This is a genomic window from Streptomyces sp. NPDC048659 (assembly GCF_040650575.1).
GTDB lineage: Bacteria > Actinomycetota > Actinomycetes > Streptomycetales > Streptomycetaceae > Streptomyces.
Window position 1 is genome coordinate 194,285 of the sequence record NZ_JBEZHM010000007.1, and the last position, 26,529, is coordinate 220,813.

Annotated in this window: 22 protein-coding genes; 9 read left to right on the top strand and 13 right to left on the bottom strand. The window is 73.9% G+C overall.

Annotation, left to right across the window (positions count from 1 at the left end; genetic code table 11):
* Positions 1–50 precede the first annotated feature (50 nt).
* From murD to rsmH, 7 genes are all read right to left on the bottom strand, one after another.
* A complete protein-coding gene (gene murD, locus AB0C99_RS08420; RefSeq protein ID WP_362471302.1) occupies positions 51–1,472 on the bottom strand; it encodes a UDP-N-acetylmuramoyl-L-alanine--D-glutamate ligase in 1,422 nt (473 codons plus the stop codon).
* Positions 1,469–2,539, bottom strand: a complete 1,071-nt coding sequence (gene mraY, locus AB0C99_RS08425) for a phospho-N-acetylmuramoyl-pentapeptide-transferase (protein ID WP_351659651.1) — start codon at positions 2,537–2,539, stop codon at positions 1,469–1,471. The genes murD and mraY overlap by 4 nt, the downstream gene beginning before the upstream one ends.
* The gene (murF, locus tag AB0C99_RS08430; protein ID WP_362471216.1) at positions 2,536–3,963 is read right to left on the bottom strand and encodes a UDP-N-acetylmuramoyl-tripeptide--D-alanyl-D-alanine ligase; all 1,428 of its coding nucleotides are present in this window, start codon (positions 3,961–3,963) and stop codon (positions 2,536–2,538) included. Before murF ends, mraY begins: the two co-directional genes overlap by 4 nt.
* Before the next feature lie 4 nt (positions 3,964–3,967).
* Positions 3,968–5,593 (bottom strand): UDP-N-acetylmuramoyl-L-alanyl-D-glutamate--2,6-diaminopimelate ligase, encoded by a 1,626-nt coding sequence (locus tag AB0C99_RS08435; protein WP_362471219.1) that lies wholly within the window; start codon positions 5,591–5,593, stop codon positions 3,968–3,970.
* A 118-nt stretch (positions 5,594–5,711) separates the two neighbouring features.
* Complete coding sequence (locus tag AB0C99_RS08440; protein WP_362471222.1) at positions 5,712–7,682, bottom strand: penicillin-binding protein 2; 1,971 nt, start codon at positions 7,680–7,682, stop codon at positions 5,712–5,714.
* A gap of 4 nt (positions 7,683–7,686) precedes the next feature.
* Positions 7,687–8,259 carry a septum formation initiator family protein gene (locus AB0C99_RS08445; RefSeq protein ID WP_362471225.1) on the bottom strand — a complete coding sequence of 191 codons (573 nt, stop codon included), beginning with the start codon at positions 8,257–8,259 and terminating at the stop codon, positions 7,687–7,689.
* Between the two features lie 37 nt (positions 8,260–8,296).
* Positions 8,297–9,256 carry a 16S rRNA (cytosine(1402)-N(4))-methyltransferase RsmH gene (rsmH, locus tag AB0C99_RS08450; protein ID WP_362471228.1) on the bottom strand — a complete coding sequence of 320 codons (960 nt, stop codon included), beginning with the start codon at positions 9,254–9,256 and terminating at the stop codon, positions 8,297–8,299.
* Positions 9,257–9,585: 329 nt separating this feature from the next.
* On the opposite strand from rsmH, the gene AB0C99_RS08455 reads away from it, so the two are divergent.
* The 4 genes from AB0C99_RS08455 to AB0C99_RS08470 all read left to right on the top strand — a co-directional run bounded on the left by AB0C99_RS08455 (position 9,586) and on the right by AB0C99_RS08470 (position 15,111).
* Positions 9,586–10,125 (top strand): carbonic anhydrase, encoded by a 540-nt coding sequence (locus tag AB0C99_RS08455; RefSeq protein WP_362471231.1) that lies wholly within the window; start codon positions 9,586–9,588, stop codon positions 10,123–10,125.
* A gap of 203 nt (positions 10,126–10,328) precedes the next feature.
* On the top strand, positions 10,329–11,357 hold the full coding sequence (locus AB0C99_RS08460; protein ID WP_362471234.1) for a MoxR family ATPase: 1,029 nt from the start codon (positions 10,329–10,331) through the stop codon (positions 11,355–11,357).
* On the top strand, positions 11,357–12,727 hold the full coding sequence (locus AB0C99_RS08465) for a DUF58 domain-containing protein (RefSeq protein ID WP_362471237.1): 1,371 nt from the start codon (positions 11,357–11,359) through the stop codon (positions 12,725–12,727). Before AB0C99_RS08460 ends, AB0C99_RS08465 begins: the two co-directional genes overlap by 1 nt.
* Positions 12,724–15,111, top strand: a complete 2,388-nt coding sequence (locus AB0C99_RS08470) for a DUF3488 and transglutaminase-like domain-containing protein (protein ID WP_362471240.1) — start codon at positions 12,724–12,726, stop codon at positions 15,109–15,111. Before AB0C99_RS08465 ends, AB0C99_RS08470 begins: the two co-directional genes overlap by 4 nt.
* Positions 15,112–15,427: 316 nt before the next feature.
* Here the strand turns inward: AB0C99_RS08470 and AB0C99_RS08475 are convergent, their stop codons facing one another.
* The 3 genes from AB0C99_RS08475 to AB0C99_RS08485 form a co-directional block, all read right to left on the bottom strand.
* On the bottom strand, positions 15,428–15,832 hold the full coding sequence (locus AB0C99_RS08475; RefSeq protein WP_362471243.1) for a DUF3040 domain-containing protein: 405 nt from the start codon (positions 15,830–15,832) through the stop codon (positions 15,428–15,430).
* A gap of 304 nt (positions 15,833–16,136) precedes the next feature.
* The gene (locus AB0C99_RS08480) at positions 16,137–16,925 is read right to left on the bottom strand and encodes a methyltransferase (protein ID WP_362471246.1); all 789 of its coding nucleotides are present in this window, start codon (positions 16,923–16,925) and stop codon (positions 16,137–16,139) included.
* A 67-nt stretch (positions 16,926–16,992) separates the two neighbouring features.
* Complete coding sequence (locus AB0C99_RS08485; RefSeq protein ID WP_362471248.1) at positions 16,993–17,523, bottom strand: SAV_6107 family HEPN domain-containing protein; 531 nt, start codon at positions 17,521–17,523, stop codon at positions 16,993–16,995.
* Between the two features lie 159 nt (positions 17,524–17,682).
* Here AB0C99_RS08485 and AB0C99_RS08490 point away from each other — a divergent pair, with 159 nt between their 5' ends.
* The 5 genes from AB0C99_RS08490 (at position 17,683) to AB0C99_RS08510 (ending at position 23,759) form a co-directional block, all read left to right on the top strand.
* Entirely contained in the window at positions 17,683–18,618 is a 936-nt protein-coding gene (locus AB0C99_RS08490; protein WP_362471251.1) for an ATP-binding cassette domain-containing protein, read from the top strand.
* Positions 18,590–20,677 carry a YhgE/Pip domain-containing protein gene (locus AB0C99_RS08495; protein WP_362471254.1) on the top strand — a complete coding sequence of 696 codons (2,088 nt, stop codon included), beginning with the start codon at positions 18,590–18,592 and terminating at the stop codon, positions 20,675–20,677. The genes AB0C99_RS08490 and AB0C99_RS08495 overlap by 29 nt, the downstream gene beginning before the upstream one ends.
* A gap of 19 nt (positions 20,678–20,696) precedes the next feature.
* Positions 20,697–21,305, top strand: a complete 609-nt coding sequence (locus AB0C99_RS08500) for a TetR/AcrR family transcriptional regulator (protein ID WP_362471257.1) — start codon at positions 20,697–20,699, stop codon at positions 21,303–21,305.
* Positions 21,306–21,662: 357 nt separating this feature from the next.
* A complete protein-coding gene (locus tag AB0C99_RS08505; RefSeq protein WP_362471260.1) occupies positions 21,663–22,301 on the top strand; it encodes a DUF4126 domain-containing protein in 639 nt (212 codons plus the stop codon).
* 30 nt (positions 22,302–22,331) lie between these two features.
* On the top strand, positions 22,332–23,759 hold the full coding sequence (locus AB0C99_RS08510; protein ID WP_362471263.1) for an NAD(P)/FAD-dependent oxidoreductase: 1,428 nt from the start codon (positions 22,332–22,334) through the stop codon (positions 23,757–23,759).
* Positions 23,760–23,802: 43 nt separating this feature from the next.
* On the opposite strand, the gene AB0C99_RS08515 is transcribed toward AB0C99_RS08510, so the two are convergent.
* The 3 genes from AB0C99_RS08515 to thiE all read right to left on the bottom strand — a co-directional run bounded on the left by AB0C99_RS08515 (position 23,803) and on the right by thiE (position 26,413).
* Entirely contained in the window at positions 23,803–24,657 is an 855-nt protein-coding gene (locus AB0C99_RS08515; RefSeq protein WP_362471266.1) for a hypothetical protein, read from the bottom strand.
* 51 nt (positions 24,658–24,708) lie between these two features.
* A complete protein-coding gene (gene metF, locus AB0C99_RS08520) occupies positions 24,709–25,626 on the bottom strand; it encodes a methylenetetrahydrofolate reductase [NAD(P)H] (RefSeq protein ID WP_362471269.1) in 918 nt (305 codons plus the stop codon).
* 136 nt (positions 25,627–25,762) lie between these two features.
* The gene (thiE, locus tag AB0C99_RS08525; RefSeq protein WP_362471272.1) at positions 25,763–26,413 is read right to left on the bottom strand and encodes a thiamine phosphate synthase; all 651 of its coding nucleotides are present in this window, start codon (positions 26,411–26,413) and stop codon (positions 25,763–25,765) included.
* Positions 26,414–26,529 lie beyond the last annotated feature (116 nt).

Here is a 26,529-nt window from a genome sequence, read left to right on the forward strand (position 1 = left end):
CCGTCCCCTCCAGTCGTGCCCGGCCCGGCCGGACCTCCTTGCTGGTCAGGTCAGGCGCGCCCGGTCGCGGCGAGGGCGCGGACCGCGTCCGCGAACGCCTCGCCCCGCTTGTTGTAGTTGGTGAACATGTCCATCGAGGCACAGGCCGGGGCCAGCAGGACCGTGTCCCCCGGCCGGGCGAGCGAGGCCGCCTCCCGGACCGCCGCGGACATCGCCCCAGTGTCGGTCCGGTCGAGGTCCACCACCGGGACCTCGGGGGCGTGTCGGGCCAGTGCTTCGCGGATCAGCTCCCGGTCGCGGCCGATCAGCACCACGCCGCGCAGCCGCTTCGCCGCGTTGGTGACGAGCTCGTCGAAGGCGGCGCCCTTGGCGAGGCCGCCGGCGATCCAGACGATCGGGTCGTAGGCGGCCAACGACGCCTCGGCGGCGTGGGTGTTGGTCGCCTTGGAGTCGTCGACGTAGACCACGCCCTCGATCTCCTCGACCAGTTCGATGCGGTGCGGGTCGGGCCGGAAGGCCCGCAGCCCGTCCCGTACGGCCTTCGGCTCCACGCCGAAGGCGCGGGCGAGGGCGGCGGCGGCGAGCGCGTTGGCGATGTTGTGCGGGGCCGGCGGCTGGACGTCGGCGACCTCGGCGAGCTCCTGGGCGTTCTTCTGCCGGTTCTCGACGAAGGCCCGGTCGACCAGGATGTCCTCGACGACGCCGAGCTGGGAGGGGCCGGGGGTGCCGAGGGTGAAGCCGATGGCCCGGCAGCCCTCCTCGACGTCGGCTGCCATGACCAGCTCCTCGGTCGCCCGGTCGGCCACGTTGTAGACGCAGGCGATCCGGTTGCCCTCGTAGACCCGGCCCTTGTCGGCGGCGTACGCCTCCATGGAGCCGTGCCAGTCGAGGTGGTCGGGCGCCAGGTTGAGCACGGCGGCCGAGTGGGCGCGCAGCGAGGGCGCCCAGTGCAGCTGGTAGCTGGAGAGCTCCACGGCGAGCACGTCGTACTCCTCGTCGCCGAGGACGGCGTCGAGGAGCGAGACGCCGATGTTGCCGACGGCCGCGGTGCGCAGCCCGGCGGCGGTCAGGATGGAGGCGAGCATCCGCACGGTCGTGGTCTTGCCGTTGGTGCCGGTGACCGCGAGCCAGGGGGCGGCGTCGGGGCCGCGGAGCCGCCAGGCCAGCTCGACGTCGCCCCAGATCTCCACGCCCGCCTCGGCGGCGGCCAGGAAGAGGGGCTTGTCCGGCTGCCAGCCGGGGGCGGTGACGATCAGTTCGGTGCCGGGCGGCAGGGTCGCCCCGTCGCCGAGGCGGACGGTGACGCCCGCCGCCTCCAGCTCCGCGGCCTGCGCCCGGGAGCGCTCGTCGTCGCCGTCGTTGACGACCGTGACGACCGCGCCCCGGGCGTGCAGGGCACGGGCGGCGGGGATGCCGCTCACGCCGAGCCCGGCGACGGTGACCTTCTTGCCCTGCCAGTCCAGCTCGCTCACTTCTCTGCTGCCCATCCCGCGTAGAAGAGGCCCAGGCCCACGATCACGCACATGCCCTGGATGATCCAGAAGCGGACGACGACCAGGACCTCCGACCACCCCTTGAGTTCGAAGTGGTGCTGGAGGGGTGCCATCCGGAAGACGCGCTTGCCGGTCATCTTGAAGGAGCCGACCTGGATGACCACGGACATCGTGATCATCACGAACAGGCCTCCGAGGATGGCCAGCAGCAGCTCCGTGCGGGAGCAGATGGCGAGACCGGCCAGCGCGCCGCCGAGGGCCAGCGAGCCGGTGTCGCCCATGAAGATCTTGGCGGGCGAGGTGTTCCACCACAGGAAGCCGAAGCAGGCGCCCATCAGGGCCGCGGCGACGACCGCGAGGTCGAGCGGGTCGCGGACCTCGAAGCAGGCGTTCGGGTTGGTCAGCGTCATCGCGTTGGCGCAGGACTCCTGGAACTGCCAGAGCCCGATGAAGGTGTACGCGCCGAAGACCATCACCGACGCGCCGGTGGCCAGGCCGTCCAGACCGTCCGTCAGGTTCACGCCGTTGGACATGGCCAGGATCATGAAGAGCGCCCAGACCACGAACAGCACCGGGCCGATGGACCAGCCGAAGTCGGTGATGAAGGAGAGCTTCTCGGAGGCCGGGGTGTTGCCGCGCAGGTCCGCGAACTGCAGCGAGAGCACGGCGAAGGCGATGCCGACGATGAGCTGGCCGGCCATCTTCGCCTTGGCCCGCAGGCCCAGCGAACGCTGCTTGACGATCTTGATGTAGTCGTCGAGGAAGCCGACCAGGCCCATGCCCGCCATCAGGAACAGCACCAGGACGCCCGAGTACGTCGGGTCCTCACCGGTGATGACCTTGGTCAGGGCGTACGCGATGAGCGTGGCCAGGATGAAGGAGATGCCGCCCATGGTGGGCGTGCCCTTCTTCCCGGCGTGGCCGCGCGGGCCGTCGTCGCGGATGAACTGCCCGTATCCCTTGCGGGCGAGCAGCTTGATGAGCAGCGGGGTGCCGATCAGGGTCAGGAAGAGGCCGATGGCCCCCGCGAAGAGGATCTGCCTCATCGGCCGGAGACCTCGCCCTCGGCCGTGTCGAGCAGTGCCAGGGCGACCCGCTCAAGACCCACCGACCTGGACGCCTTCACCAGGACGATGTCCCCCGGACGCAGCTCACTGCGCAACAGGTCGACCGCCGCCTGCGCGTCGGACACGTGCACCGACTCCTCACCCCACGAACCCTCGTTATAGGCGCCCAGTTGCAGCCAGGACGCTTCCCTGTCCCCGACCGCCACGAGCTTGCTGACGTTGAGCCGGACGGCGAGCCGTCCGACCGCGTCGTGCTCGGCGAGCGACTCGTCACCGAGCTCGGCCATCTTGCCGAGCACCGCCCACGTACGGGACCCCTGGGCCTGTGCGGGCCTGCCCATGGCCGCGAGCGCGCGCAGTGCGGCTCGCATGGACTCGGGGTTCGCGTTGTAGGCGTCGTTGACGATCGTCACGCCGTCCGGACGCTCGGTGACCTCCATGCGCCAGCGGGACAGGTTGCCTGCCCCGGAGAGCGCGGTGGCGATCTCCTCGACGGACATGCCGACCTCATGGGCGACGGCAGCCGCGGCGAGCGCGTTCGACACGTGGTGCTCACCGTACAGGCGCAAGGTCACGTCGCTGCACCCGGTGGGTGTGTGAAGCCTGAATGAGGGCTGTCCGCCCGCTGTGAGGCGGACGTCGTCGGCGCGTACGGACGCGTCCTCGGCCTCGCCGAAGAGCACGACGCGCGCCGAGGTGCGGCTCGCCATGGCCCGTACGAGCGGGTCGTCGGCGTTGAGGACGGCGACGCCGCCGTCGGCCTCGGCGGGCAGCGACTCGACCAGCTCGCCCTTGGCCTGGGCGATCTGCTCCCGGCCGCCGAACTCGCCGATGTGCGCGGTGCCCACGTTGAGGACCAGGCCGATCCGCGGCGGGGTGAGGCCCGTGAGGTAGCGGATGTGGCCGATTCCGCGCGCTCCCATCTCCAGGACGAGGTGCCGGGTGGCCGCGTCGGCCTTCAGCGCGGTCAGCGGCAGGCCGATCTCGTTGTTGAGGGAGCCGGGTGTCCACACGGTCGGCGCGTGACGCTCCAGGACCTGGGCGATCAGGTCCTTGGTGGAGGTCTTGCCGGCCGAGCCGGTGAGCGCGACGACGTCGGTGCCGAGCCGTTCGACGACCGCGCGGGCCAGCGCGCCGAGCGCGGCCTGCACGTCGTCGACCACGATCGCGGGCACGCCGACGGGGCGGGCGGCGAGCACCGCCGCCGCGCCCGCCTGGACGGCGCGCTCCGCGTACGTGTGGCCGTCGACGTGCTCCCCGGTGAAGGCGGCGAAGAGGCTGCCGGGCTTCACCTCGCGGGAGTCGATGACGACGGGACCGGTGACCCGCACGGCCCGATCCGGTATGTCGTGCGGCTGCCCGCCGACGATTTCGGCGATCTCGGCGAGGGAGAGGGCGATCACTGCTTCATCCCTGACTGTTCTCGTGACGGTGTGCGTCCTGTGCCTGCTGTGCGTCCTGCGCCTGCTGTGCCCGCTGCCGGGCGAGCCGGTCCAGCACCGCCGCGCGCAGGACGTGGCGGTCGTCGAAGGGGCGGACCACGCCGCCGGCCTCCTGGCCCTGCTCGTGGCCCTTGCCCGCGACCAGCACCGTGTCGCCGGGCTCGGCCCGGGCCACGGCCGCCGCGATGGCGGCGGCCCGGTCGGCGTCCACGAGGACCTCGCCGCGCTCGGCGGCGGGGACCCCGGCGGCGCCGGTGAGCATCGCGGTGAGGATGGCGAGCGGGTCCTCGGAGCGGGGGTTGTCGGAGGTGAGGACGGCGGTGTCGGCGAGCCGGGCCGCCGCGGCGCCCATCGGGCCGCGCTTGGTGGTGTCGCGGTCGCCGCCGCAGCCGATGACGATGTGCAGCCGGCCGCGGGTGACCTCGCGCAGCGAGCGCAGGACCGATTCGACGGCGTCCGTCTTGTGCGCGTAGTCGACGACGGCGAGGTACGGCTGGCCCGCGTCGACCCGCTCCAGGCGCCCGGGGACGCCGGGGACGGCGGCGACGCCGTCGGCGGCGGTCTGGGGGTCGATCCCGGCGGCGGCGAGGGTGACGATCGCGGCGAGGGTGTTGGCGACGTTGAACGGACCGGGCAGCGGCGCGGTGGCCGAAACTCGCTGTCCGTCGGGGCCGAGGACGGTGAAGGCGGAGTCGGCGGCTCCGCTCACCACGTCCACGGCGCGCCAGTCGGCGTCCGGGTCGCCGTCGGCGGAGAAGGTGACGACGGGGACGCCGGACTCCTTGGCGAGCCGGCGGCCGTACGCGTCGTCCAGGTTCACCACGCCGCGTTTGCTGCGCTCGGGGGTGAAGAGGCGCGCCTTGGCCTGGAAGTAGTCCTCCATGTCGGAGTGGAACTCCATGTGCTCCGGGCTCAGGTTGTTGAAGACGGCGACGTCGAAGACGCAGCCGTCGACCCGGCCGAGCACGAGGGCGTGGCTGGAGACCTCCATGGCGACCGCCTCGACCCCGCGCTCGCGCATGACCGCGAAGAGGGCCTGGAGGTCGGTGGCCTCGGGGGTGGTCCGCTCGGACTTGATGCGCTCGTCGCCGATGCGCATCTCGACCGTGCCGACCAGGCCCGTGGCGCGGCCCGCGCCGCGCAGCCCGCCCTCGACGAGGTAGGCGGTGGTGGTCTTGCCGGAGGTGCCGGTGATGCCGATCTGGAGCAGGTCCGCGCCGGGGCGCCCGTAGATCTCGGCGGCGAGCTCGCCCATCCGGCCGCGCGGGTCCTCGGTGACCAGGACCGGCAGGCCGGTCGCGGCGGCGCGCTCGGCGCCGGCCGGGTCGGTCAGGATCGCGGCGGCGCCGAGCCCGGCGGCCTGGGCGACGAAGTCGGCGCCGTGCATCCGGGCGCCGGGCAGGGCCGCGTAGACGTCACCGGGACGCACCGCCCGCGAGTCGTGCGTGATGCCCGTGACCTCCGTGGCGCCGGTGACGGCGGTCCCTTCGGCGGTCCCGGTGCCGAGCCGTGCGGCGAGCTCGCCCAGGGGTGTCGGGCGGAGCCGCTCCGGGCGGGGCGGGGTGGTTCGGTACTGATCAGCGTGTGGCACGGCGGTGAGCGTACCGGGCGCACCGGCCGGGGGGCTAAATGAGGCCGCGGCGTCGCCGGAGTTCGATTTCCGGTTCCCGGAACGGGGGGTGATGGTCGTCACTGGTGCTCCCGGCGTGTCACGGGGTGGGCTTGAAGGTGGTGGGCAGGCGGGCGGGGTCGGTGCCGGTGGGGGCGACGTGGAGGGTCTTGAGGGCGAACTCCATGACCTTCTTGTAGATGGGTCCGCAGATCTGGCCGCCGAAGTAGCTGCCCTTGGTGGGGTTCTGGATGGCGCAGTAGACGGCGATCCGGGGCTCGTCGGCGGGGGCGAAGCCGGCGAAGGAGGCGGTGTATCCCTTGTAGACGCCGAGTTCGGGGTCGACGCGGTTGGCGGTGCCGGTCTTGCCGGCGACCCGGTAGCCGGGGATGGCCGCCTTGTTGCCGGTGCCGTCCTCGTCGTCGACGACGGACTCCAGCATCTGGGCGAGGGTCTTGGCGGTCTTCTCGCTGACCACCCGGTTCTCCTTGGGCGCCGCCGCGGGAGTGAAGCGGCCGTCGGGGCCCTTGGTGCCGCGGACCAGGGTGGGCTCGATCCGTACGCCTCCGTTGGCGATGGTCTGGTAGACGGAGGTGGCCTGCATGGCGCTGAGCGAGAGGCCCTGGCCGAAGGGGATCGTGTACTGCTGCGAGGTGGACCAGTCCTGCGGCTTGGCGAGGATGCCGGGGGTCTCGCCGGGGAAGTCCAGGCCCGTCGGGCTGCCGACGCCGAAGCGGCGCAGGTAGTCGTAGAGCACCCGGTTGGCCTCGGGCTGGGTCTTGCCGAGCTGTCCGGTGGCGAGGATGGTGCCGATGTTGCTGGACCGGGCGAGGACGCCGTTGAGGGTCAGGTACCAGGTGACGTGGTCGATGTCGTCGCTGAAGAGGCGGTCGCCGCGGTGCAGCCGGTTGGGGACGGTGACCCGGGTGGCGGGGGTGGCCGCGCCCTCCTCCAGGACTGCGGCCATGGACATCACCTTGCTGGTGGAGCCGGGCTCGTAGGCGTCCTGGAGGGCCGCGTTGCCCATGGCGGTGGCGTTGGCCTGGGAGAGGTCGTTGGGGTCGAAGCCGGGGGCGTTGGCCATGGCGAGGACCTCGCCGGTGCGGGTGTCCTGGACGACGACGTAGCCGCGGTCGGCCTTGGACTTCCTGACCTGGTCGGTGATGGCCTGCTGGGCGGCCCACTGGATGTCCCGGTCGATGGTCAGCTCGATGTCGGAGCCGGGGACGGCGGGGGTGCCCTGGGAGCCCGCGGTGGGCACCCGGCGCCCGCCGGACTGGGCGAACCTGATCTTGCCGTCCTTGCCCGCGAGGTCCTTGTCCAGCATGGACTCCACGCCGCCGGCGCCGCGGCCCTCGGCGTTGACGTAGCCCAGTATCCCGGCGGCCAGCTCGCCGTTCGGGTAGACGCGCTTGGTGACCGGCTCGCTGAGGATGCCGCCGAGGAGGCTGATCCCGTTGCCGCCGTTCTCGGTCTTGGCCTTGCGCTCGTAGACCTTCTTCAGGTCCTTGATCTGGTTCCAGACCTGCGGGGTCTGCTTGCGGGCCAGCAGGGTGTAGCGGGACTTCGGGGTGCGGAGCTTCTTCGCGAGTTCGGCGGGCTCCTTGCCGAGGATCGGGGCGAGGAGCGCGGCGGCCTGCTCGGGCGCGTCCTTGATCTTCGCGTCCTCGAAGGTGAAGAGCTTGGGGTCGGCGGTGATGTCGTACGCGTCGACGCTGGCGGCCAGCGCGACGCCGGACCGGTCGGTGATCTCGCCCCGGTCGGCGGAGAGCGTGTACTCCTGGTAGCGGTGCTTCTCGGCCTTGGCCGCGTAGGCGCTGGCGTCCACCGCCTGGACCTGGAGCAGCCGCACCACGAAGACCAGCATGACCAGGGTCAGGCCGAGCGAGACCAGGCGCAGCCGGGGCCGGGCGCTGCCGAGCCGGATGGTGCGCCCGCCCGCCGGGGGCCGGGGGGCCGGGCGGCGGGCCTGCGCGGGCCGGGGCGCGGGGCGGCCGGCGGCGGGCTGGCGGGGGCGCGCGGGCCGGGCGGGGCCGGGGACGCGGCGGCGCGGGGGCTCCTTGGAGGGCACGGGTTCACCTGCCGGAGGTCGTGGGGGCGGTCGCGGTCGTCTTCGGCGTGTCGGGGGTCTTCGCGGGTGTCCCGGCCGCGGGCGGCTTCGGCGTGTCGCCGGGCTTGGGGGACGCGCCGGGGGGAGCCCCCGAGGAGGCCGCCGGGTCGGCGGGCGGGGTGGTGGCCGGTGCCGTGGTGGCGGGCGGGGCGGGCGGCGGCGTGGGCTTCGGCGAGGCGGCCTCGGAGGGCACGCCGCGGACCTTGCCGCCGGGGTCGAGGAAGACGGGGCTGCCGCCGGGGACCATGCCGAGCTCCCGGGCGCGCCGCTCCAGGGCGTCGGGGGCGGAGCTGTCGTCCACGTCCCGCTGGAGGGCCTGCTCCTCGTCGGTGAGCTCGGTGGTCTTCTTCTTGAGCTCGCTGAGCTCGAAGGAGCCCTGGTTGACGGCGGAGTTGAGCAGCAGCAGGCTGATCAGGCCGCCGCCGAGCAGCACCACCACGAGCAGGACGAAGGGGGTGCGGGCGGCGCTGCTCGGCCCGGAGGGCATCAGCCGCCCGAGCCGCGCGGCCCGCCCTTTGAGGGGGCCCTGTCGCGTCATCGCGCCTCCTGGTCCGCCGCCGGGCGGTGCCCCCGCCTCACGAAGGCTCGTCCTCCCGGATCCGCTCGGCCCCGCGCAGCCGGGCCGGGGCCGCGCGGCGGTTCTCGGCGACCTCCTCCTCGGTGGGGAGCTCGGCGCCTCGGGTGAGCAGCTTGAGGCGGGGCTGGTAGCGCTCGGGGACGACCGGGAGTCCGGGCGGCGCGGTGTTGGCGGCGCCGGCCGCGAACACCTGCTTGACCAGCCGGTCCTCCAGGGAGTGGTACGAGAGGACGGCGATCCGGCCGCCGACGGCGAGGGCCTTCACTGCCGCCGGGATGGCCCGCTCCAGGACCGAGAGCTCTCCGTTGACCTCGATGCGCAGGGCCTGGAAGGTGCGCTTGGCGGGGTTGCCGCCGGTGCGCTTGGCGGCCTGCGGGAGGGAGTCGCGGATCAGCTCGACCAGGCGGGCGCTGTTGCTGAAGGGCTCCTTCTCGCGCTCGCGCACGACCGCGGAGACGATCCGCTTGGCCTGCTTCTCCTCGCCGTACGCGCGCAGGATGCGGACCAGCTCGCCGGGCGGGTACGTGTTGAGGACCTCGGCGGCGCTCATGCCGGTCGTCTGGTCCATGCGCATGTCGAGCGGGGCGTCCTGCGCGTAGGCGAAGCCCCGGTCGGCCTCGTCGAGCTGCATGGAGGAGACGCCGAGGTCGAACAGGACGCCGTCGACGCGCGGGATGCCGAGCCGCTCCAGGACCTCGGGGAGCTCGTCGTAGACGGCGTGGACGAGGGTGGCCCGGTCGCCGTAGGGGGCGAGCCGCTCACCGGAGAGGCGCAGCGCCTCCTTGTCCCGGTCGAGGGCGACGAGCCGGGCCTCGGGGAAGTCCCGCAGCAGCGCCTCGCTGTGACCGCCGAGGCCGAGGGTGCAGTCGACGACGACCGCGCCGGGGCGCTCCAGGGCGGGGGCCAACATGTCCAGGCACCGCTGGAGCATCACCGGGACGTGTCGGTCGTTGCTCAAAGCGCCCTCTCAGATCCGGCGGGAACGGGTACCACCGGCGAGCGGGAGGAGGCCGAGCCGCAGGTACCGCCGCACATACAGGGGAGAAACAGCGGAAATCGCTCGATGTCTCCGTGAACTTCGCGTCACTTTAGTCCACCGGACGGGCCGGTCAACCAACCGGCTGGCGCGTCGCGCGCCCGGGCCCGACTCGCGCGCCGCCCGGCGCGGCTCACCCGGACGGCCCCGTCCGGCGCGGCCTGTGGGTTCGCTCACAACAAGGTTCAATGGCGCTCTTTGTCCGCTCTCACAGCAGGCTGGAGCGGTCGGTGACCGTTAACGTCGGAGACATGTCGACCTCTGCGCACCCCTCCGCCGACGCCATACGTTCCGAGAGCGCGGTCACCGACCGTCTCGTCCGGGCCAACGAGCGTTACGCCGCCGACTTCACCGACCCCGGGATGGACGCGCGCCCCGTGCTCCACGTGGCCGTGGTCGCCTGCATGGACGCCCGTCTCGACCTGCACGCCGCGCTCGGCCTGGAGCTCGGCGACTGCCACACCATCCGCAACGCCGGCGGGGTCGTCACCGACGACGTCATCCGCTCCCTGACCATCAGCCAGCGGGCGCTCGGCACCCGCAGCGTGATGCTGGTGCACCACACCAACTGCGGCCTGGAGTCGCTCACCGAGGACTTCCGGCACGAGCTGGAGGACGAGGTCGGCCAGCGCCCGGCGTGGGCCGTGGAGGCGTTCCGCGACGTGGACCAGGACGTGCGCCAGTCGATGCAGCGGGTGCGGACCTCCCCGTTCCTCCTGCACACCGACGACGTGCGCGGCTTCGTCTTCGACGTGACGACCGGCCTGCTGCGGGAGATCAGCCCCGCCTGATCGCCCCGGCCCCGTCGGCCGGATCTGCCCGATCGGCCCGACACAAGGTCGCAAACCCCGGCAATTCGCCCCGAGTTATCCACAGGGCGACGGCGGGCAAGTGACACGACCCGGCCACGGCAACAAGAATGCACGGGTGACACCCCCCGGACCTCGTTCCGGGGGCAGGTGTCGGTGCTGCCGGAAGGGCCGAGGAGGGCCGGGTGACGACCTATGACGATCGAGCGAGCCTCACAGATCTGACCACCACAGCGGAGCGGGTGCGCCGGTCGGTGGAAGGTGTGATCGAGGGCAAGCCCGAGGTCGTACGGCTTGCGCTGACCGTGCTGCTGGCCGAGGGACACCTCCTCATCGAGGACGTCCCCGGCGTCGGCAAGACGATGCTCGCCAAGACGCTGGCGCGGTCCATCGACTGCTCGGTCCGCCGTATCCAGTTCACGCCCGACCTGCTGCCGTCGGACATCACCGGCGTGTCGATCTTCGACCAGCAGCGGCGCGAGTTCGAGTTCAAGCCCGGCGCGATCTTCGCCCAGATCGTGATCGGCGACGAGATCAACCGGGCCTCCCCCAAGACCCAGTCCGCGCTCCTGGAGTCCATGGAGGAGCGCCAGGTCACGGTCGACGGCCAGACCTACGAGCTGCCCAGCCCGTTCATGGTCGTCGCCACGCAGAACCCGGTCGAGATGGAGGGCACCTATCCGCTGCCCGAGGCCCAGCGCGACCGCTTCATGGCCCGGGTCTCCATCGGCTATCCGAGCGCCGAGGCCGAGCTCCAGATGCTCGACGTGCACGGCTCGGCCTCCCCGCTGGACGACCTCCAGCCGGTCGCCCACGCCCATGACGTGGCCAAGCTGATCGACGCCGTCCGCGGGGTCCACGTCGCCGAGGCCGTCCGGCGGTACGCGGTGGACGTCGTCGCCGCCACCCGCACCCACCCCGACCTCAGACTCGGCGCCTCCCCGCGCGCCACGCTCCACTTGCTCCGCGCCGCCAAGGCGTCCGCCGCCCTGAGCGGCCGGGAGTACGTGCTGCCCGACGACCTCCAGGCGCTCGCCGCCCCGGTCCTCGCCCACCGCCTGCTGCCCACCGCGCAGGCCCAGCTCAACCGGCGCACCGCCGAGCAGGTCGTCCAGGACATCCTGCAGCGCACGCCCGTCCCGGCCGCGGCGCCCCCGGCGGCGCCCGCCGGACCGCTCTACGGCCAGCAGCAGCCCGGCGCCCGGCGGCTGTGATGGACACCGCCGCCGCTCAGCGGGGACAGGTTCCCCCGGGGGAGAGGGACGGCGACGACGCCCGGGGCGGCCTGCGCGCCGCCCTGGCCGGACTCACCACCCGCGGCAGGTCCTTCCTGGCCGCCGGGATCGCCGCCGGCGTCTGCGCCTACGTGCTGGGCCAGGCCGACCTGCTCCGGGTCGGCCTGCTGCTCGCCGTGCTGCCGCTGGTCAGCGTCGTCGTGCTGCACCGCACCCGCTACCGGGTCGCGGGCAGCCGACGGCTCGCCCCGCAGCGGGTCGAGACCGGCGCCGAGGCCCGGGTCCACCTGCGCGTGGACAACGTCTCCCGGCTGCCCACCGGGCTGCTGATGCTCCAGGACCACGTGCCGTACATGCTGGGCCCCCGCCCCCGCTTCGTGCTCGACCGGGTCGAGGCGGGCGGCCGGCGCGAGGTCTCCTACCGGGTCCGCTCCGACCTGCGCGGCCGCTTCGCCCTCGGCCCCCTCCAGCTGCGGCTCACCGACCCGTTCGGCATGTGCGAGCTGACCCGCTCCTTCAGCGCCCACGACACGCTCACCGTGATCCCCCGCACCGAGGCCCTGCCCCCGGCCCGCCCGGCCGGCGAGTCCGCGGGGTACGGGGACGGGCAGCAGCGGGCCCTCGCGCTCGCCGGGGACGACGACATCATCCCGCGCGCCTACCGGCACGGCGACGACCTGCGCCGGGTGCACTGGCGCTCCACCGCGCGCTACGGCGAGCTGATGGTGCGCCGGGAGGAGCAGCCGCAGCGGGCCCGCTGCACGGTGCTGCTCGACACCCGCGGCATCGCCTACGAGGGCGGCGGACCCGACTCGGCCTTCGAGTGGGCCGTCTCCGGCGCCGCCTCCGTCCTCGTGCACATGCTGGAGCGGGGCTACGGGGTGCGGCTGCTCACCGACACCGGAAGCACCGTCCCCGGCGAGGGCGCGGAGGGCTTCGCGGGCTCCGGGCAGAACACGGCGGACGCCGCCGGGCTGATGCTGGACACCCTCGCGGTCGTCGACCACTCCGACGGCGCCGGGCTCTCCCGCGCCCACGACGTGCTGCGCGGCGGACACGAGGGCCTGCTGGTCGCCTTCCTCGGCGACCTGGACGAGGAGCAGGCGGCGCTGGCCGCCCGGATGCGGCAGCGCGGCGGCACCGCGCTCGCCTTCCTGCTGGACTCCGGGACCTGGCTCACCGGCGGCGCCGTGACCGGCGCGGTCGAGGACCGGCTGCGGCAGCTCCGGGAGGCCGGCTGGACGGCCGTCGCCGTGCCCGCGGGCGCGCGCCTGGCCGAGCTCTGGCAGCGGACCGGCGGCACCCAGACCCAGGCCCCCGCGGCCGACACGTACGGAGGTTGGTCATGAGCGGGCGCGGGCGGCTGACGCTTGCGGCCTTCGGCGCGACGCTCCTGGCGTCCGCCGCGCTGCTGCCGCTGGTGAAGCCGGCGACCTGGATCTTCACCGCGGCGATCCTGCTGGGCCTGGTCAGCGCGGTCGGCACGGCCACCCGGCGGGTGCCGCTTGCCCGGCCGCTGACGATCGCCGCGCAGACGCTGGTCGCGCTGCTCGTGCTGACCGTGGTCTTCGCCCGCGAGCAGGCGGTCCTCGGGCTGCTGCCCGGACCGGACGCCTTCGCCGCCTTCGGCACGCTCTTCCAGCAGGGCGTGGACGACGTCGGCACCTACGCGGCCCCGGCCCCCGACACGGCCGGCATCCGGCTGCTGCTCGTCGTCGGCGTCGCCGCGGTCGGGCTGCTCGTGGACACCCTCGCGGTGACCTTCCGCAGCGCCGCCCCCGCCGGCCTCCCGCTGCTCGCCCTGTACTCGGTGGCCGCCGGGCTCTCCGGCGGCGGCGCGGGCTGGCTCTTCTTCCTGCTGGCCGCGGTCGGCTATCTGCTGCTGCTCCTGGCCGAGGGCCGGGACCGGCTCTCGCAGTGGGGCCGGGTCTTCGGCGGCGCCCCGCGCGGGGGCCGGGGACCGGCGGCCGGCGAGGGCCGCGCCGCCTCCGCCCCGGTGCGCACCGGGCGCCGGATCGGCGTGGTCTCCCTGGGCATCGCGCTGATCGTGCCGTTCGCCCTGCCCGGCCTGGGCGGCGGGCTGTTCGGCGGCGGGGACGGCGAGGGCCCCGGCGGCCAGGGCGGCACGATCTCGGCGGTGAACCCGCTGGTCTCCCTCCAGGACAACCTGCGCCAGCAGGACGACCGCGAGGTGCTGCGCTACCGGACCAACGCCCGGGACGCCTCCGGGATGTATCTGCGGCTCGTCGCGCTCGACCAGTTCGACGGGACGGCGTGGAAGTCCTCGGTCCGCCCGATCGAGGCGGTGCCCGAGCTCCTGCCCTGGCCGGACGGGCTGGCCCAGGACGTCACCACCACCGAGGTCACCAGCAACTTCGTCGCCTCCACGGCGTACGAGCAGAAGTGGCTGCCGATGCCCTACCCGGCCTCGAAGGTCGCCATCGGCGGGAGCTGGCGGTACGAGCCGGCCGGGCGGATGCTCGTCGGCGACAACGGGCAGAACACCAAGGGCGCCCGCTACTCGGTGACCAGCCTGGACGTCCGGCCCACCGCCGAGCAGCTCGCGGCGGCCCCGGCCGCGCCGGAGAAGCTGCGCCAGGAGTACACGAAGGTCCCGGCCTCGCTCCCGGCGGACGTGAAGGCGACGGCCCTGGAGGTCACCCGCGGCGCGCGCAACGGCTACGAGCGGGCGGTGCGGCTCCAGGACTGGTTCGCCCGGGACGGCGGCTTCCGCTACGACGTGGACGTCGACTCCGGCACCGGGGTCCAGGCGATCTCCCGGTTCCTCAGGGACAAGCAGGGCTTCTGCATCCACTTCTCCTTCACGATGGCCGCGATGGCCCGCTCCCTGGGCATCCCCGCCCGGGTCGCGGTCGGCTTCATGCCGGGCACCCCGCAGCAGGACGGCTCGCTGTCCGTCGGCATCCGGGACGCGCACGCCTGGCCCGAGCTGTACTTCGAGGGCGCGGGCTGGACCCGCTTCGAGCCGACGCCCTCGCGCGGCACGGCGCCGGACTACACCCGCGAGCAGGCCACGGGCGGGACGGCGGCCCCCCCGGCGCAGCCCTCGGCGGGCGCGTCGGCCGAGCCCTCGGCCGTGCCGAGCGCCTCGGAGAGCTGCCCGGCGCAGCTGCGGCGCCTGGGTGAGTGCGGTCCGGACCAGGCGGCCGGGGCCGCGGCGGCGGGAGGCTCCGGGACGCCGCCGCTCCAGCTCGCCCTGCTGGGCCTGGGCGTGCTCCTCCTGCTGGCCCTGCCCTTGCTGCCCTGGCTCTGGCGGGCCCGGCTGCGGGCGCGCCGCCTCGGCCCGGCGGGCGATCCGGTCACCCGGGTCCTCGCGGTCTGGGCGGAGGTCCAGGACACGGCCTGGGACCACGGGGTGACCCCGGACGGTTCGCTGACCCCGCGCGGCACGGCGGCGCGGCTGGTCCGGCTGGGCCAGCTGGGGCCGGAGGCTGCGGACGCGGTGCACCGGGTGGCGCGGGCGGTGGAGCAGGCGCTGTACGCGCCACGCCCCGCGCCCGTGACGGGCCTGACCGACCAGGCGCTGCTGATCCGGCGCGGCTTCGCCGCCTCGGCGACCCGCACGGGCCGGCTGCGCGCGCTGCTGGCCCCGCGCTCGGCGGCCAGGGTCTCCTGGGCGGCGCGCGCCCGCTGGGATTCCCTGCGCACCACCACGTCGACGAGGACCCGCGCCCTCGTCCAGCGCCGCCCGACCCGCGACCCGGCGGCCTGACGGGCCGCGCCTGACGCCCGGCAGCCCCGGGGACTCGGCGACCTGACGCCCGAGGCCCTCGGGGCCCGCATGGCGCGCACCCCGGCGGCCTGGCGCCCCGGGACCCCGGGGACCTCGGCGAGCTGACGCCCTGGGTCCACGGGGCCCGCGTGGCGCAGGCCCCGGGGGCGCCGGAGGTGCCGGGGCGCAGGGCACTCGGAGGCGCCATGCCCCTGGAGGCACGGCGCCCTGCCCCCGCCCCTCCCCCAGACATAGCTGAGCCCCGCTTTCGCCGGGGGCTGCCGCGGGGCTCAGGTGAGTGTGGGGGTCGGGCGGGTCAGTGGTGGCCGTCGCCCTGCTGTTCGTCGCGGCGGCGCTGCCACCGCTCTTCGATACGGGTCATCATCGAGCGGCGCTGCCGGGCCTGTCGCCCGCCGCCGCCGGTCGGCCGGGGCTGTTCGCCCGGCTTGGGCGCCTTGCGCCATCCGGTGACCGCCAGGACCGCGCAGCCCAGCATGATGAGGAACCCCACCACACTGAGCGGCCAGATCTGCGGAGCGATCATTCCGGCCATGAGGAGCGCGATACCCACCAGGAAGCCGGCGACTGCCTGGTAGACCCGTCGCCGGGTGTACGTACGCAGCCCGCTTCCCTCGAGCGCTGTCGCGAACTTGGGATCTTCGGCGTACAGCGCTCGCTCCATCTGCTCGAGCATTCGCTGCTCGTGCTCCGAGAGCGGCACGGAGTCCTCCTAGTCGTCGGTCGCGGGGGCGACCGGTTTGCGGCCCTTTCAGGATAGGCAGGGAATCGCCCCCGTGAAACCCGCCCTCAATGCCAAATCGCCAATCCGGGCCGCCATGCGGTTCGGATGCTGAGGCGTTGATTCCCCAGCCCCCTGCCCGTCATGCCGGATCGTGTCTCCCGATCATACGGGGACATGTCCTCGAACGGGCGGCCTGTGGCGTACTCCATCTGCGGTTGCGTCGCTGATCAGCGCGTGCGGCGGCGGCCCGGGGCCCGAGCCCCGGGGCACCGCCGTGCGGGTGTCAGGCGCGCTTCTCGCCCAGGACGTGCAGCTGGGTGGCGATGGCGTGGAAGGACGCCAGCTCCGCGGCGGCGGCCTCCAGCTTGAGCAGCGCCTCGGCGGCGCCCGGCTCGGTGTCGACGAGGACGCCGGGGACGAGGTCGGCGAAGACCCGCACGCCGTGCACGGCGCCGACGTCCAGGCCCGCGTCCTGGGCGAGCTCGGTGAGCTGCTCGGCGGTGAAGCGGCGCGGCACCGGGTCGCCCTCGCCCCAGCGGCCCGCCGGGTCGGTCAGCGCGTGCCGGGCCTCGGTGAAGTGCCCGGCCAGCGCGCGGGCCAGCACGGCCCCGCCCAGTCCGGCGGCGAGCAGGCTCAGCGCGCCGCCGGGGCGCAGCGCGGCGACCGCGTTGCGCACGCCCTCGGCCGGGTCGTCCACGTACTCCAGGACGCCGTGGCACAGGACCGCGTCGAAGCCCTCACGGTCGACCACGTCGAAGAGGCCGCGGATGTCGCCCTGCACTCCCCGCACCCGGTCGGCGACGCCGGCCTCGGCGGCGCGCCGCTCCAGGGCGAAGAGCGCGTTCGGGCTGGGGTCGACGACGGTCACGCGGTGTCCGAGGCCGGCCGCGGGCACCGCGAAGTTACCGGAGCCGCCGCCCGTGTCGAGGACATCGAGGCAGTCGTTCCCGGTGGCCTTGACCCGGCGGTCGAGGGCGTCTTTGAGGACGTCCCGGACGACGGCGGTACGCAGGGAGGCGCGCGACGGGCGCGAGGTCGCCTCTCGACCGAAGACAGGGGAAGGGTCCGACACGGTTGCTGACTCCTCGGTGACGGGGACGAACGCCTCCCACCCTATGGCCTCGGACCTCCCCTCCCGATCATCCCGCGGTCTCCCCGGCCCCCGGCTGTCGCGGCAGCACGGGCTGGAGCACCAGCAGCCGCTCCACCAGGCGCAGGAACATCCCCGCGTCCCGCAGGAGGTCGTCGGCGTCGCGGCGGCTGGCGGCGCCGGCGATCCCGGCCTCGGCCCTGGCCCGGCGGGCGGCGCCGGAGGCGAAGAGCGCGCTCCACTCGGTGAGCTCGGGCGCTATCTCCGGGAGCACCTCCCAGGCGCTGCGGATGCGGGCCCGCCTGCGCGGGTCGCGCTCGGGCCGGCCGCGGGCGGCGAGCACGGCGGCGGCGGCGCGCAGGGCGGCGAGGTGGGCGGTGGCGTACCGCTCGTTGGGCACGTCGAGGGCGGCGGCCTCGTCGAGTCCCGCCCCGGCCTTGGCGAGCAGGTCGAGGGCGGCGGGCGGGGCCGAGGCGCGGCGCTGGACGGGATGGATGTCGGACGCGGGTCCGAGCTGGGCGGGGGCGGGGCGCGGCGCGGTGTGGCGCCGGGGTGCGGCGGCGGCGTGGTGGCCGGCCATGACGAGCCTCCTGTCGTCGGGTGACGGCGCTGTGGCCGTATGTGTTCATCGTGCACGCCCCCACTGACATCGCCCTTGACCTGGGGTTTTGCCTGGACGGCAGAGCGGCGGTACTTTTTGCACTGACCGGTCAGTTCAAAAGAGTTCCTAGGGGGGATCGTGGACGCGCAACCGGACGAGCCGCACGGCGCCGCCGTCGTCGCGGACGGATACGGGCTGAAGGGCCCGCGCGGCTGGGCTTTCCGCGGCATCGGCTTCGAGGCCGCGCCCGGCTCGCTGGTGGCCATCGAGGGGCCGTCCGGCTCCGGCCGCACCTGCCTGCTGCTCGCCCTCACCGGCCGTATGAAGGCCCACGAGGGCCACGTCGAGGTCGCCGGGCTCCGGCTGCCCCGCAAGATGGCGGCCGTGCGCCGGATCAGCGCGCTCGGCCCGGTGCCTGGTGTCAGCGACCTGGACCCGGCCCTCACCGTCGCCGAGCACCTGCGCGAGCGGGCCCTGCTCCAGCGCCGCTTCGACGGCTCGCTCAAGGCGCTGCTCCGGCGGCCCGCCGAGCGCGCCGCCGCCACCCGGGCCCGGATCGACGAGGCCCTGAAGACCGCCGGGCTCGACCCGGAGACCCTGCCGAAGGGCGACCGCACCGCCGTACGGGACCTGGAGCGGCTGGAGGCGCTGCGCCTCTCGCTGGCCCTGGCCCTCATCGGGCGGCCCCGGCTGATCGGCCTGGACGACGCCGACCTCAAGCTCTCGGACGGCGACCGCGCCGAGGCGTGGGCGCTGCTGCGGTCCCTCACGGACTCCGGCACCACCGTCCTCGCCGTGTGCAGCGAGGCGCCCGAGGGCGCCCTGCGCGTCTCCACCGCGCCCGCCGCCCGGGCCACGACCCGCAAGCGGAAGACACCCACGGCACCCGCCGAAGCCGCGCCCGCCGAGGCCCCCGCGCCCACCGCCGACACCGCACCCGGCGCACCCGCCGAGCCCGCCGAGCCCGCCGAAGCCGCGCCCACCGAAGCCCCCGCACCCGTCACCGACACCGTCCCGATGCACAAGGCCCGGAAGGGGGAGTCCGATGCGATCGCCGCGACTCGCCGCGCTTGAGCTGAAGCGGTTCGGCAGGGGGAAGCTGCCGCGTGCCGCGCTCGTCGCGATCCTGCTGCTGCCGCTGCTCTACGGCGCGCTCTACCTGTGGTCCTTCTGGGACCCGTACAGCAGGCTCGACAAGATCCCCGTCGCCCTCGTCAACGAGGACCGCGGCGCCACCACCGGCGGCAAGAAGATCACCGTCGGCGACGACCTCACCGAGAACCTGCGCGAGAGCGCCGTCTTCGACTGGCACGAGGTGAGCGACGACGAGGCCCGCGCGGGTGTCGAGGACGGGAAGTACTACCTCTCCCTGACCATGCCCTCGGACTTCAGCGAGCGGATCGCCTCCAGCTCCGGGGACTCGCCGGAGACCGGCGCCCTCAAGGTGCGCACGAACGACGCCAACAACTACATCGTCGGGCAGATCTCCCGCACGGTCTTCTCCGAGGTGCGCACCGCCGCCTCGACCAAGTCCTCGCGCACCTTCCTGGACAAGATCTTCATCTCCTTCTCCGACATCCACGAGGCCACCGCCAAGGCCGCCAAGGGCGCGGGCGACCTCAAGGACGGCGTCGACAAGGCGAAGGAGGGCTCCAAGAGCCTCGCCGACGGCCTGACGGACGCCAAGAAGGGCAGCGGCGACCTCGCGACCGGCATCAAGAAGCTGAACAAGGGCGCCGCCGACCTGGAGAACGGCTCCCGCCAGGTCGCCGACGGCACCCAGACGCTCGCCGACAAGGTGAACGGCACGGCCGACCAGGTCCGCCCGTACCTCGCGAACAACGGCAAGTCGATCCGCGACACCGCCAAGCTGGTCTCCGACTCGGCGACCGCCGTCCGGCACAACCTGGACGACCTGGTGCGCCGCGCCCCGGCCGCCCGCAGCGCCGCCCACCTGGCCGACGACAAGCTCGCCGCGCTCTACAAGAAGCGCTGCGAGACGGACCCGACACCGGACGCCCAGGAGTGCGAGGTCCTCAAGGAGGCGTCGGTCACCGCGGCCGACGTGGCCACGATCGCCGACGACATCCACGAGCTGACCAAGGACCAGAAGGGCGACCTGAAGACCCTGGACACCCGGCTCGCCACGCTGAAGAAGGACGCCGACGAGCTGGCCCGCCGCGCCCCGCACCTGGACGAGGACGTCGAGGGCGCCATCAAGAAGATCAACGAGCTGAACGCGGGCGCCCGCAAGGTCGCCGACGGCGCGGACCGCCTGCACACGGGGCTGACCGACGCCCGCACCGGCGCCGGCAGCCTCGACACCGGTGTCGGCAAGCTGAAGAAGGGCGCCGGCGAGCTCGACGGCGGACTGTTCAAGCTGGCCGACGGCTCGGGCGAGCTCGCCACCGGCCTCAACGACGGCGTGAAGCAGATCCCGGACTACGACAAGCAGGACCGCGACAAGCGGACCGAGGTGATGGCCGACCCGGTCAAGCTGGCCGCCCAGTCGATGCACAAGGCGCCCAACTACGGCACCGGCTTCGCCCCATACTTCATCCCGCTCTCCCTCTGGGTCGGCGCGATGGTCGCGTACATGATCATCCAGCCGCTCAACCGGCGCGCCCTGGCCGCCGGCGCCTCCGCCTGGCGGATCGCGCTCGCGGGCTGGCTCCCGGTCGCCGCGATCGGCGTCCTCCAGGTCGGCGCGCTGATGTCGGTGCTCCACTGGGGCCTGGGTCTGGAGATGGCCAGGGCCGCCGGGACCGTGGGCTTCCTCGCCCTGGTGACCTGCTGCTTCGCCGCCATCATCCAGTGGCTGAACGCCAAGTTCGGCGCGGCGGGCCGCATCCTGGTCCTCGCGGTGCTGATGCTCCAGCTGACCTCGGCGGGCGGCACGTACCCCGTCCAGACAAGTCCGGGCTTCTTCAACGCCATCCACCCCTACCTCCCGATGACGTACGTGGTCGAGGCGCTGCGCCGGCTGATCACGGGCGGCGGCATCGGGCCGGTCTGGCAGGCCGTCGCCGTCCTCACCGCCTTCACGGTGGGCGCGCTGGCCCTGACCGCGCTGACCGCGCGTCAGAAGCAGGTGTGGTCGCTCGACCGGCTGCACCCCGAACTGTCGCTCTGAACCTGTGAGAATCGAGCCCATGGAAAGCAGCAGCACCAGACGTCAGGCCACGCGCACCAAGCTCTACGAGGCGGCCGTCACGCTCATCGCGGAGCAGGGTTTCTCGGCGACGACCGTCGACGAGATCGCCGAGCGGGCGGGCGTGGCCAAGGGCACGGTCTACTACAACTTCAAGAGCAAGACCGAGCTCTTCGAGGAGCTGCTGCGGCACGGCGTCTCCCTCCTCACCGCCTCCCTGCGCTCGGCGGCCGAGGAGACCGCCGGGCGGGGCGGCAGCCGGATAGACGCGCTGGACGCGATGATCCGGGCCGGCCTGGTCTTCATCGACCGCTACCCGGCCTTCACCCAGCTGTACGTGGCCGAGCTCTGGCGCACCAACCGGGCCTGGAACTCGACCCTCCTGGTGGTCCGCCAGGAGGCCGTCGCGGTCGTCGAGGGCGTGCTGCGCGAAGGGGTCGAGGCCGGTGAGCTGAGCGACGAGATCGACGTGAAGCTGACGGCGGCGGCGCTGGTCGGCATGGTCCTGGTGGCCGCGCTCGACTGGCAGGCTTTCCAGCGCGAGCGCTCCCTGGACGACGTCCACGCGGCGCTCTCCCGCCTGCTGCACGGGCGCGTCGGCGGGCGCTGACCCCACAGGACACCCGGCACGAAGGAGGCGCCGGTCCCGCGAGGCTCGATCCCCCCGAGCCACGCCGGACCGGCGCCTCTTCCGTACGCGCCGCGGATCCCCGTATCCCCCGTGGACCCCCGGCTCCCCCGTACTCCCCCGTGTTTCCCCCGTGGGTCCGCGTGTCCCCCGTGGACCCCGTGCACCCCCGTGCCGGCAGGTGCGCGGCCCCCGTTCCGCAGCCCCGTGCCGGCGGTACCGGAGCCGCGCCCCTTCCGTGCGGTCCACTCTCCCTTCCGCGCAGGTCACGGCCCATCCGCGCACCTACTCATCTCGCCTCCTAGGTACGGATACTCAGTGCTGGCTACGATCGCGGACGTGTCCGTACTCCCCCTGGTGTTCACGAGCGGCTGGGCGAGCGGGATCAACGCCTACGCCGTGGTCCTGCTGCTCGGCCTGTTCGGCGCGGCCGGGATCACCGACGAGGTGCCCGAGGCGCTGCAGCGGCCCGACGTCCTGATCGCCGCCGGTGTGCTCTTCCTGTGCGAGGCGGTGGCGGACAAGATCCCGTACGTCGACTCCGTCTGGGACTCCGTCCACACCGTGATCCGGCCGATCGCCGGCGCGGTGGTCGCGGCCCTGCTCGCCGGGCAGTCCGGCTCGCTGCCGGAGCTGGCGGCGGGCGCGGTGGGCGGCACCACGGCGCTGCTGAGCCACTTCGTGAAGGCCGGCACCCGGATGGCGGTCAACACCTCGCCGGAGCCCTTCTCCAACATCGCGGTCTCCACGGCGGAGGACCTCGGGGTCGCCGGCATCGTCACCTTCGCGCTGTTCCACCCGGTCGCCGCCGCCGTGATCGCGGCCGTGCTGCTCGTGCTCGGCCTGGTGATACTGGTCTTCCTCGCCCACAGCATCCGCCGCTTCCGGCGGCGCCGCGCGCAGCGCCGGGAGGAGCGGCGGCTGGCGGACGCGCGGGAGCGGCCACCGGCGCCGACGGACGGTTCGGAGCATTTCTGAGCGCCCCGGCGGCCGGTTAAAGTCGCTGGCATGGCACGCATTGCAGTGATCGGGGCGGGGCTCGGCTCGATGGCGGCCGCCGCCCGGCTGGCCGTGGCGGGACACCGGGTGACGGTGTACGAGAGCGGCGCGACGTACGGCGGCGGGGTCCGCCGGCTGGAGCGGGACGGCTTCGGCTTCGACACCGGGCCGGGGCTGCTGCACCTCCCGGCGGTCTACCGGGACCTCTTCGTCAAGACCGGCAAGCAGCCGCTGGAGGAGTGCGTCACGCTCACCCAGGTGGACCCGGCGAGCCGTCACCTGTTCGCCGACGGCACCCGGGCCGACCTGCCGAACGCCTCGCGGGCGGGCACCCTCGCCGCGCTGGACGAGGCGCTCGGCGCGGGCGCGGGCGAGCGCTGGGGCGAGTTCCTGGTGCGGGCCCGCGAGACCTGGGACCGCACCCGGCGCCCGCTCCTGGAGGAGCCGCAGCCCGAGGACGTCTCGGCGCTGGGCCGCGAGCCCTACCCGGCCCCCAAGGCGGGCCTGCTGCGGCGCCCGACGACGACGCTGGCCCGGATCGGCGAGCGCGAGCTGCGCGACCCCCGGCTCGCCGCGCTCCTCGACTCGTACGCCTGGAGCTACGGCTTCGACCCGGCCACCGCCCCCGCCTCGGCGGCGGTGCTGCCGTACATGGAGCAGACCTTCGGGAGCTGGTACGTGGCCGGCGGCATCCGGGCGCTGGCCGACGCGGTGTACGAGCGCTGCCGGCAGCGGCGGGTGGAGTTCGTCTTCGACACCGAGGTCACCGACGTGCTGGCGGAGCGGGGCCGGGCCGTCGGCCTGGCGCTGGCGGGCGGCGAGAACGTGCCGGCCGACCACGTGGTCGCCGGGGCGCCGGTGCCCGCGCTCTACACCGAGCAGATCGTCGGCTGGACCTCCCAGGACGAGTGGCCGCGCCACCAGCCGGTGACCACGGGCCGGGTGACGCTCTGTCTGGCCCTGCGCGGGGCACGGGAGTCCGGCGCCGCGCACCGCACGGTCGTGCACGCGGCCGGGGGGCTGCCGACGGTGACGGTGCTGCGGCCCGACGACCCGGCGCTGCGGCCCGACGACGCGCACGAGTCGGTGACGGTCACGGCGACGGTCCGGATCCGGGAGGCCCGCACGGACCACGTGGAGCGGATGCTGGAGCAGGCCGAGGCGGCGGTGCCGGGGCTGCGGGAGCGGCTGCTGTGGCACGAGGCGCGCACCCCGGACGACACGCTCCTGGAGACGGGTGTGGGCGAGGTCCCGGGCCCGGCGCTCGCCGGGGCCCACGGGCAGTGGCTGCCCGCGCCCAACCGGACGGACCTCGACGGGCTGTACCTGGTCGGCGGCTGGTCGCACCCGGGCGGCGGGCTGGCGCACGCGGGGATGTCCGGGGCGCTGGTGGCCGGGCTGATCGTGGAGGGCGCGGACTTCCGCGGCTCGCGCTGACCGGCCGCGCCGCCGGGGCCGCACGGGCCCCGGACGACAGGACCTAGTAGCGGTACTGCTGGTCCTCGCCGTACCCGTGGTGCCCCTGCTGGTCCTGGTACGGCTGGGGCTGCTGGGGCTGGGCGCCGTCGTGGTCCGCGCGGTTCTGCTGCTGCGGGACCCAGACGCCGCCGGGCGGGGTGTCGTACGTGTACGAGGGCGCGTACGGGTCCGCGTAGGGCTGCTGGTAGCCGTCGTACTGCTGCGCGGTCTCCGGGTAGCTGCCGATGTACGGGTCGGAGTAGGCCGCGTACTGCTGCTGCTCGCCGCCGGCGTAGTCGTAGCCGGGCTGCTGCTCGTAGCCGCCGCCCGCGTAGGTGTCGGCGGCGGCATAGGGCTGGTGCTCGGCCCGGGGCTGCTCGTAGGAGGTGCCGTAGACGCCGTACTGGCCGGTGTCCTCGGGCATCGGCTCGGGCTCGTACACGGCGCCGGCCGCGGCGGTCCCGGCGGCGACCCCGGCGAAGGCGTCCCCGGCGAACGGGTCCTCGGCGCGGGCCGCGGCCCCCTCCGGCTCCGCGGCCTCGTAGGAGAGGTCGCTGACCTCCAGGGTCGGACCCTCCTTCGCGGCCCGGCCGGTGCCCCTGCGTCGGCGGCTCGCGCCCGGGTTGCCGCCGATCGCCCAGCCGGTGGAGAAGCCGCGCCGGAAGGAGAGCGTGACGTAGGTCTGGCCGACGGCGAAGGCGATCGCACCCGCCACGATCACCAGCACGGAGGGCAGCAGCACGCCGACGACGACGGTGAGGAAGCCGCCGAACGCGAGCAGCCGCCAGCGCAGCCGCGCCTTGTACTGGAGGAGCACCTCACCCAGCAGCCACAGCGCCACGACACCGAACGCGATGTAGAGGACCGTCCACCCCATGCCCGCCCCTCTCCTACGGCCACCGCCGCGGGAAGGGGCGGGTACGGCCGGTCACGACTGCTGGTGCAGTCCGAGATTCTCGTAGATCTCGAGCGTCGCCTTGGAGTTGTTCAGCGTGATGAAGTGCAGTCCGGGGACACCCTCGGAGAGCAGCCGCGCGCAGAACTCCGTCGCGAACTCGATGCCAATGGAGCGTACAGCGGCCGGATCGTCCTTGACGGCGAGGATGCGGTCTTTCACGTCCTCGGGGAAGGCGGCGTTGCTCAGCTGGGGCAGCCGCTCCAGGCTGCGCACGCTGACCACGGGCATGACCTCGGGGATGATCGGGGTGTCGCAGCCCGCCTTCTCGGCGCTGTCGCGCAGCCGCAGGTAGTTCTCCGGGTCGAAGAACATCTGGGTGATCGCGTAGTCCGCCCCCGCGCGGCACTTGTCCACGAAGTGCCGGATGTCCGTGTCCCAGTCGGTGGAGCGCGGGTGCATCTCGGGGAAGGCGGCGACACCGACGCAGAAGTCGCCGGACTCCTTGATCAGCCGGACCAGGTCGGCCGCGTACCGCACGCCCTCGGGGTGCGCGATCCACTCCCCCAGCGGGTCGCCGGGCGGGTCGCCGCGGACCGCGAGCATGTTCCTGATGCCCGCGTCCGCGTACTGGCCGAGGATGTTGCGGAGTTCGGCGATGGAGTGGTCGACGGCGGTCAGGTGGGCGACCGGCGTGAGCGTGGTGTCGGAGGCGATCTTCTGGGTGGCCTTGACGGTGCCGCCGCGCGTGGAGCCGCCGGCCCCGTAGGTCACCGAGACGAAGCTGGGCGCGACCGCCTCGATCCGCCGCATGGCGTTCCAGAGGCTCTGCTCGCTCTTCTCGGTCCGGGGCGCGAAGAACTCGAAGGAGAAGGAGGTGCCACCGTCGGCGAGGATGTCCCGCACCGTGCGGGCGCGGTCCGTGCGGGTGGAAGCGGTACCAAGGGCCATACGGGCAGGTTAGACGGGGTCCGGGCGACGACAGAAGCCGCGTCCGCTTTCTGGACGGCTTATGGACGGGTTCCGGTCGTATTTCCGGCCGCTGCGGCGCGCCGGGCGACCCTTCGGGGCCGCCCGGTCCGGCCGGTCAGCCGAGCCGCTCGCGGACGCGCTTGGCGAGGGCGGCGGTGGCGGCGGCCGGGTCGTCGGCCTCGGTGATCGCGCGGACGACGACGATCCGGCGGGCGCCCGCGTCGAGCACCTCGTCCAGGTTGCCCGCGTCGATGCCGCCGATGGCGAACCAGGGGCGGTCCTGCGCCAGCGAGGCCGCGTAGCGCACGAGGCCGAGGCCCGGCGCGTACCGCCCCGGCTTGGTGGGGGTGGGCCAGCAGGGGCCGGTGCAGAAGTAGTCCACACCCGGCTCGGCGGCGGCCGCGGCGGCCTCCTCCTCGGCGTGGCAGGAGCGCCCGACGAGGACCCCCTCGCCGAGGATCGCGCGGGCGGCCGGCACCGGCAGGTCGCCCTGGCCCAGGTGGAGCACGTCGGAGCCGATCGCGTGGGCCACATCGGCCCGGTCGTTGACCGCGAGGAGCTTGCCATGGCGGCGGCACGCCTCGGCGAACACGGACAGGTGCTCCAGCTCCTCGCCCGCCTCCATGCCCTTGTCCCGGAGCTGCACGATGTCCACGCCGGAGGAGAGCACGGCGTCGAGGAAGGCGGGCAGGTCGCCCTGGCGCTTCCGGGCGTCGGTGCACAGGTAGAGCCGGGCGTCGGCGAGCCGCTCGCGAGGCGTGGGCATGGTGGATCCCCCCGTCGGGTGGCGCGGGCGCGGGGCCGGACCGGATCGGCCGGTCCGCCGCTGGAAGGTCGTCAACGCCCTGCCGGACGCCCGCGACCTGGACGAGTACGCGAAGG

Excerpts from the sequence above, each read along its gene's own strand:
- AB0C99_RS08455 (WP_362471231.1), top strand. The coding sequence starts at position 9,586 with ATGTCGACCTCTGCGCACCCCTCCGCCGACGCCATACGTTCCGAGAGC.
- thiE (WP_362471272.1), bottom strand. The coding sequence starts at position 26,413 with ATGCCCACGCCTCGCGAGCGGCTCGCCGACGCCCGGCTCTACCTGTGC.
- AB0C99_RS08500 (WP_362471257.1), top strand. The coding sequence starts at position 20,697 with ATGGAAAGCAGCAGCACCAGACGTCAGGCCACGCGCACCAAGCTCTAC.
- metF (WP_362471269.1), bottom strand. The coding sequence starts at position 25,626 with ATGGCCCTTGGTACCGCTTCCACCCGCACGGACCGCGCCCGCACGGTG.
- AB0C99_RS08445 (WP_362471225.1), bottom strand. The coding sequence starts at position 8,259 with ATGACGCGACAGGGCCCCCTCAAAGGGCGGGCCGCGCGGCTCGGGCGG.
- AB0C99_RS08510 (WP_362471263.1), top strand. The coding sequence starts at position 22,332 with ATGGCACGCATTGCAGTGATCGGGGCGGGGCTCGGCTCGATGGCGGCC.
- AB0C99_RS08485 (WP_362471248.1), bottom strand. The coding sequence starts at position 17,523 with ATGGCCGGCCACCACGCCGCCGCCGCACCCCGGCGCCACACCGCGCCG.
- mraY (WP_351659651.1), bottom strand. The coding sequence starts at position 2,539 with ATGAGGCAGATCCTCTTCGCGGGGGCCATCGGCCTCTTCCTGACCCTG.
- AB0C99_RS08465 (WP_362471237.1), top strand. The coding sequence starts at position 11,357 with ATGGACACCGCCGCCGCTCAGCGGGGACAGGTTCCCCCGGGGGAGAGG.
- AB0C99_RS08495 (WP_362471254.1), top strand. The coding sequence starts at position 18,590 with ATGCGATCGCCGCGACTCGCCGCGCTTGAGCTGAAGCGGTTCGGCAGG.
- AB0C99_RS08470 (WP_362471240.1), top strand. The coding sequence starts at position 12,724 with ATGAGCGGGCGCGGGCGGCTGACGCTTGCGGCCTTCGGCGCGACGCTC.
- AB0C99_RS08515 (WP_362471266.1), bottom strand. The coding sequence starts at position 24,657 with ATGGGGTGGACGGTCCTCTACATCGCGTTCGGTGTCGTGGCGCTGTGG.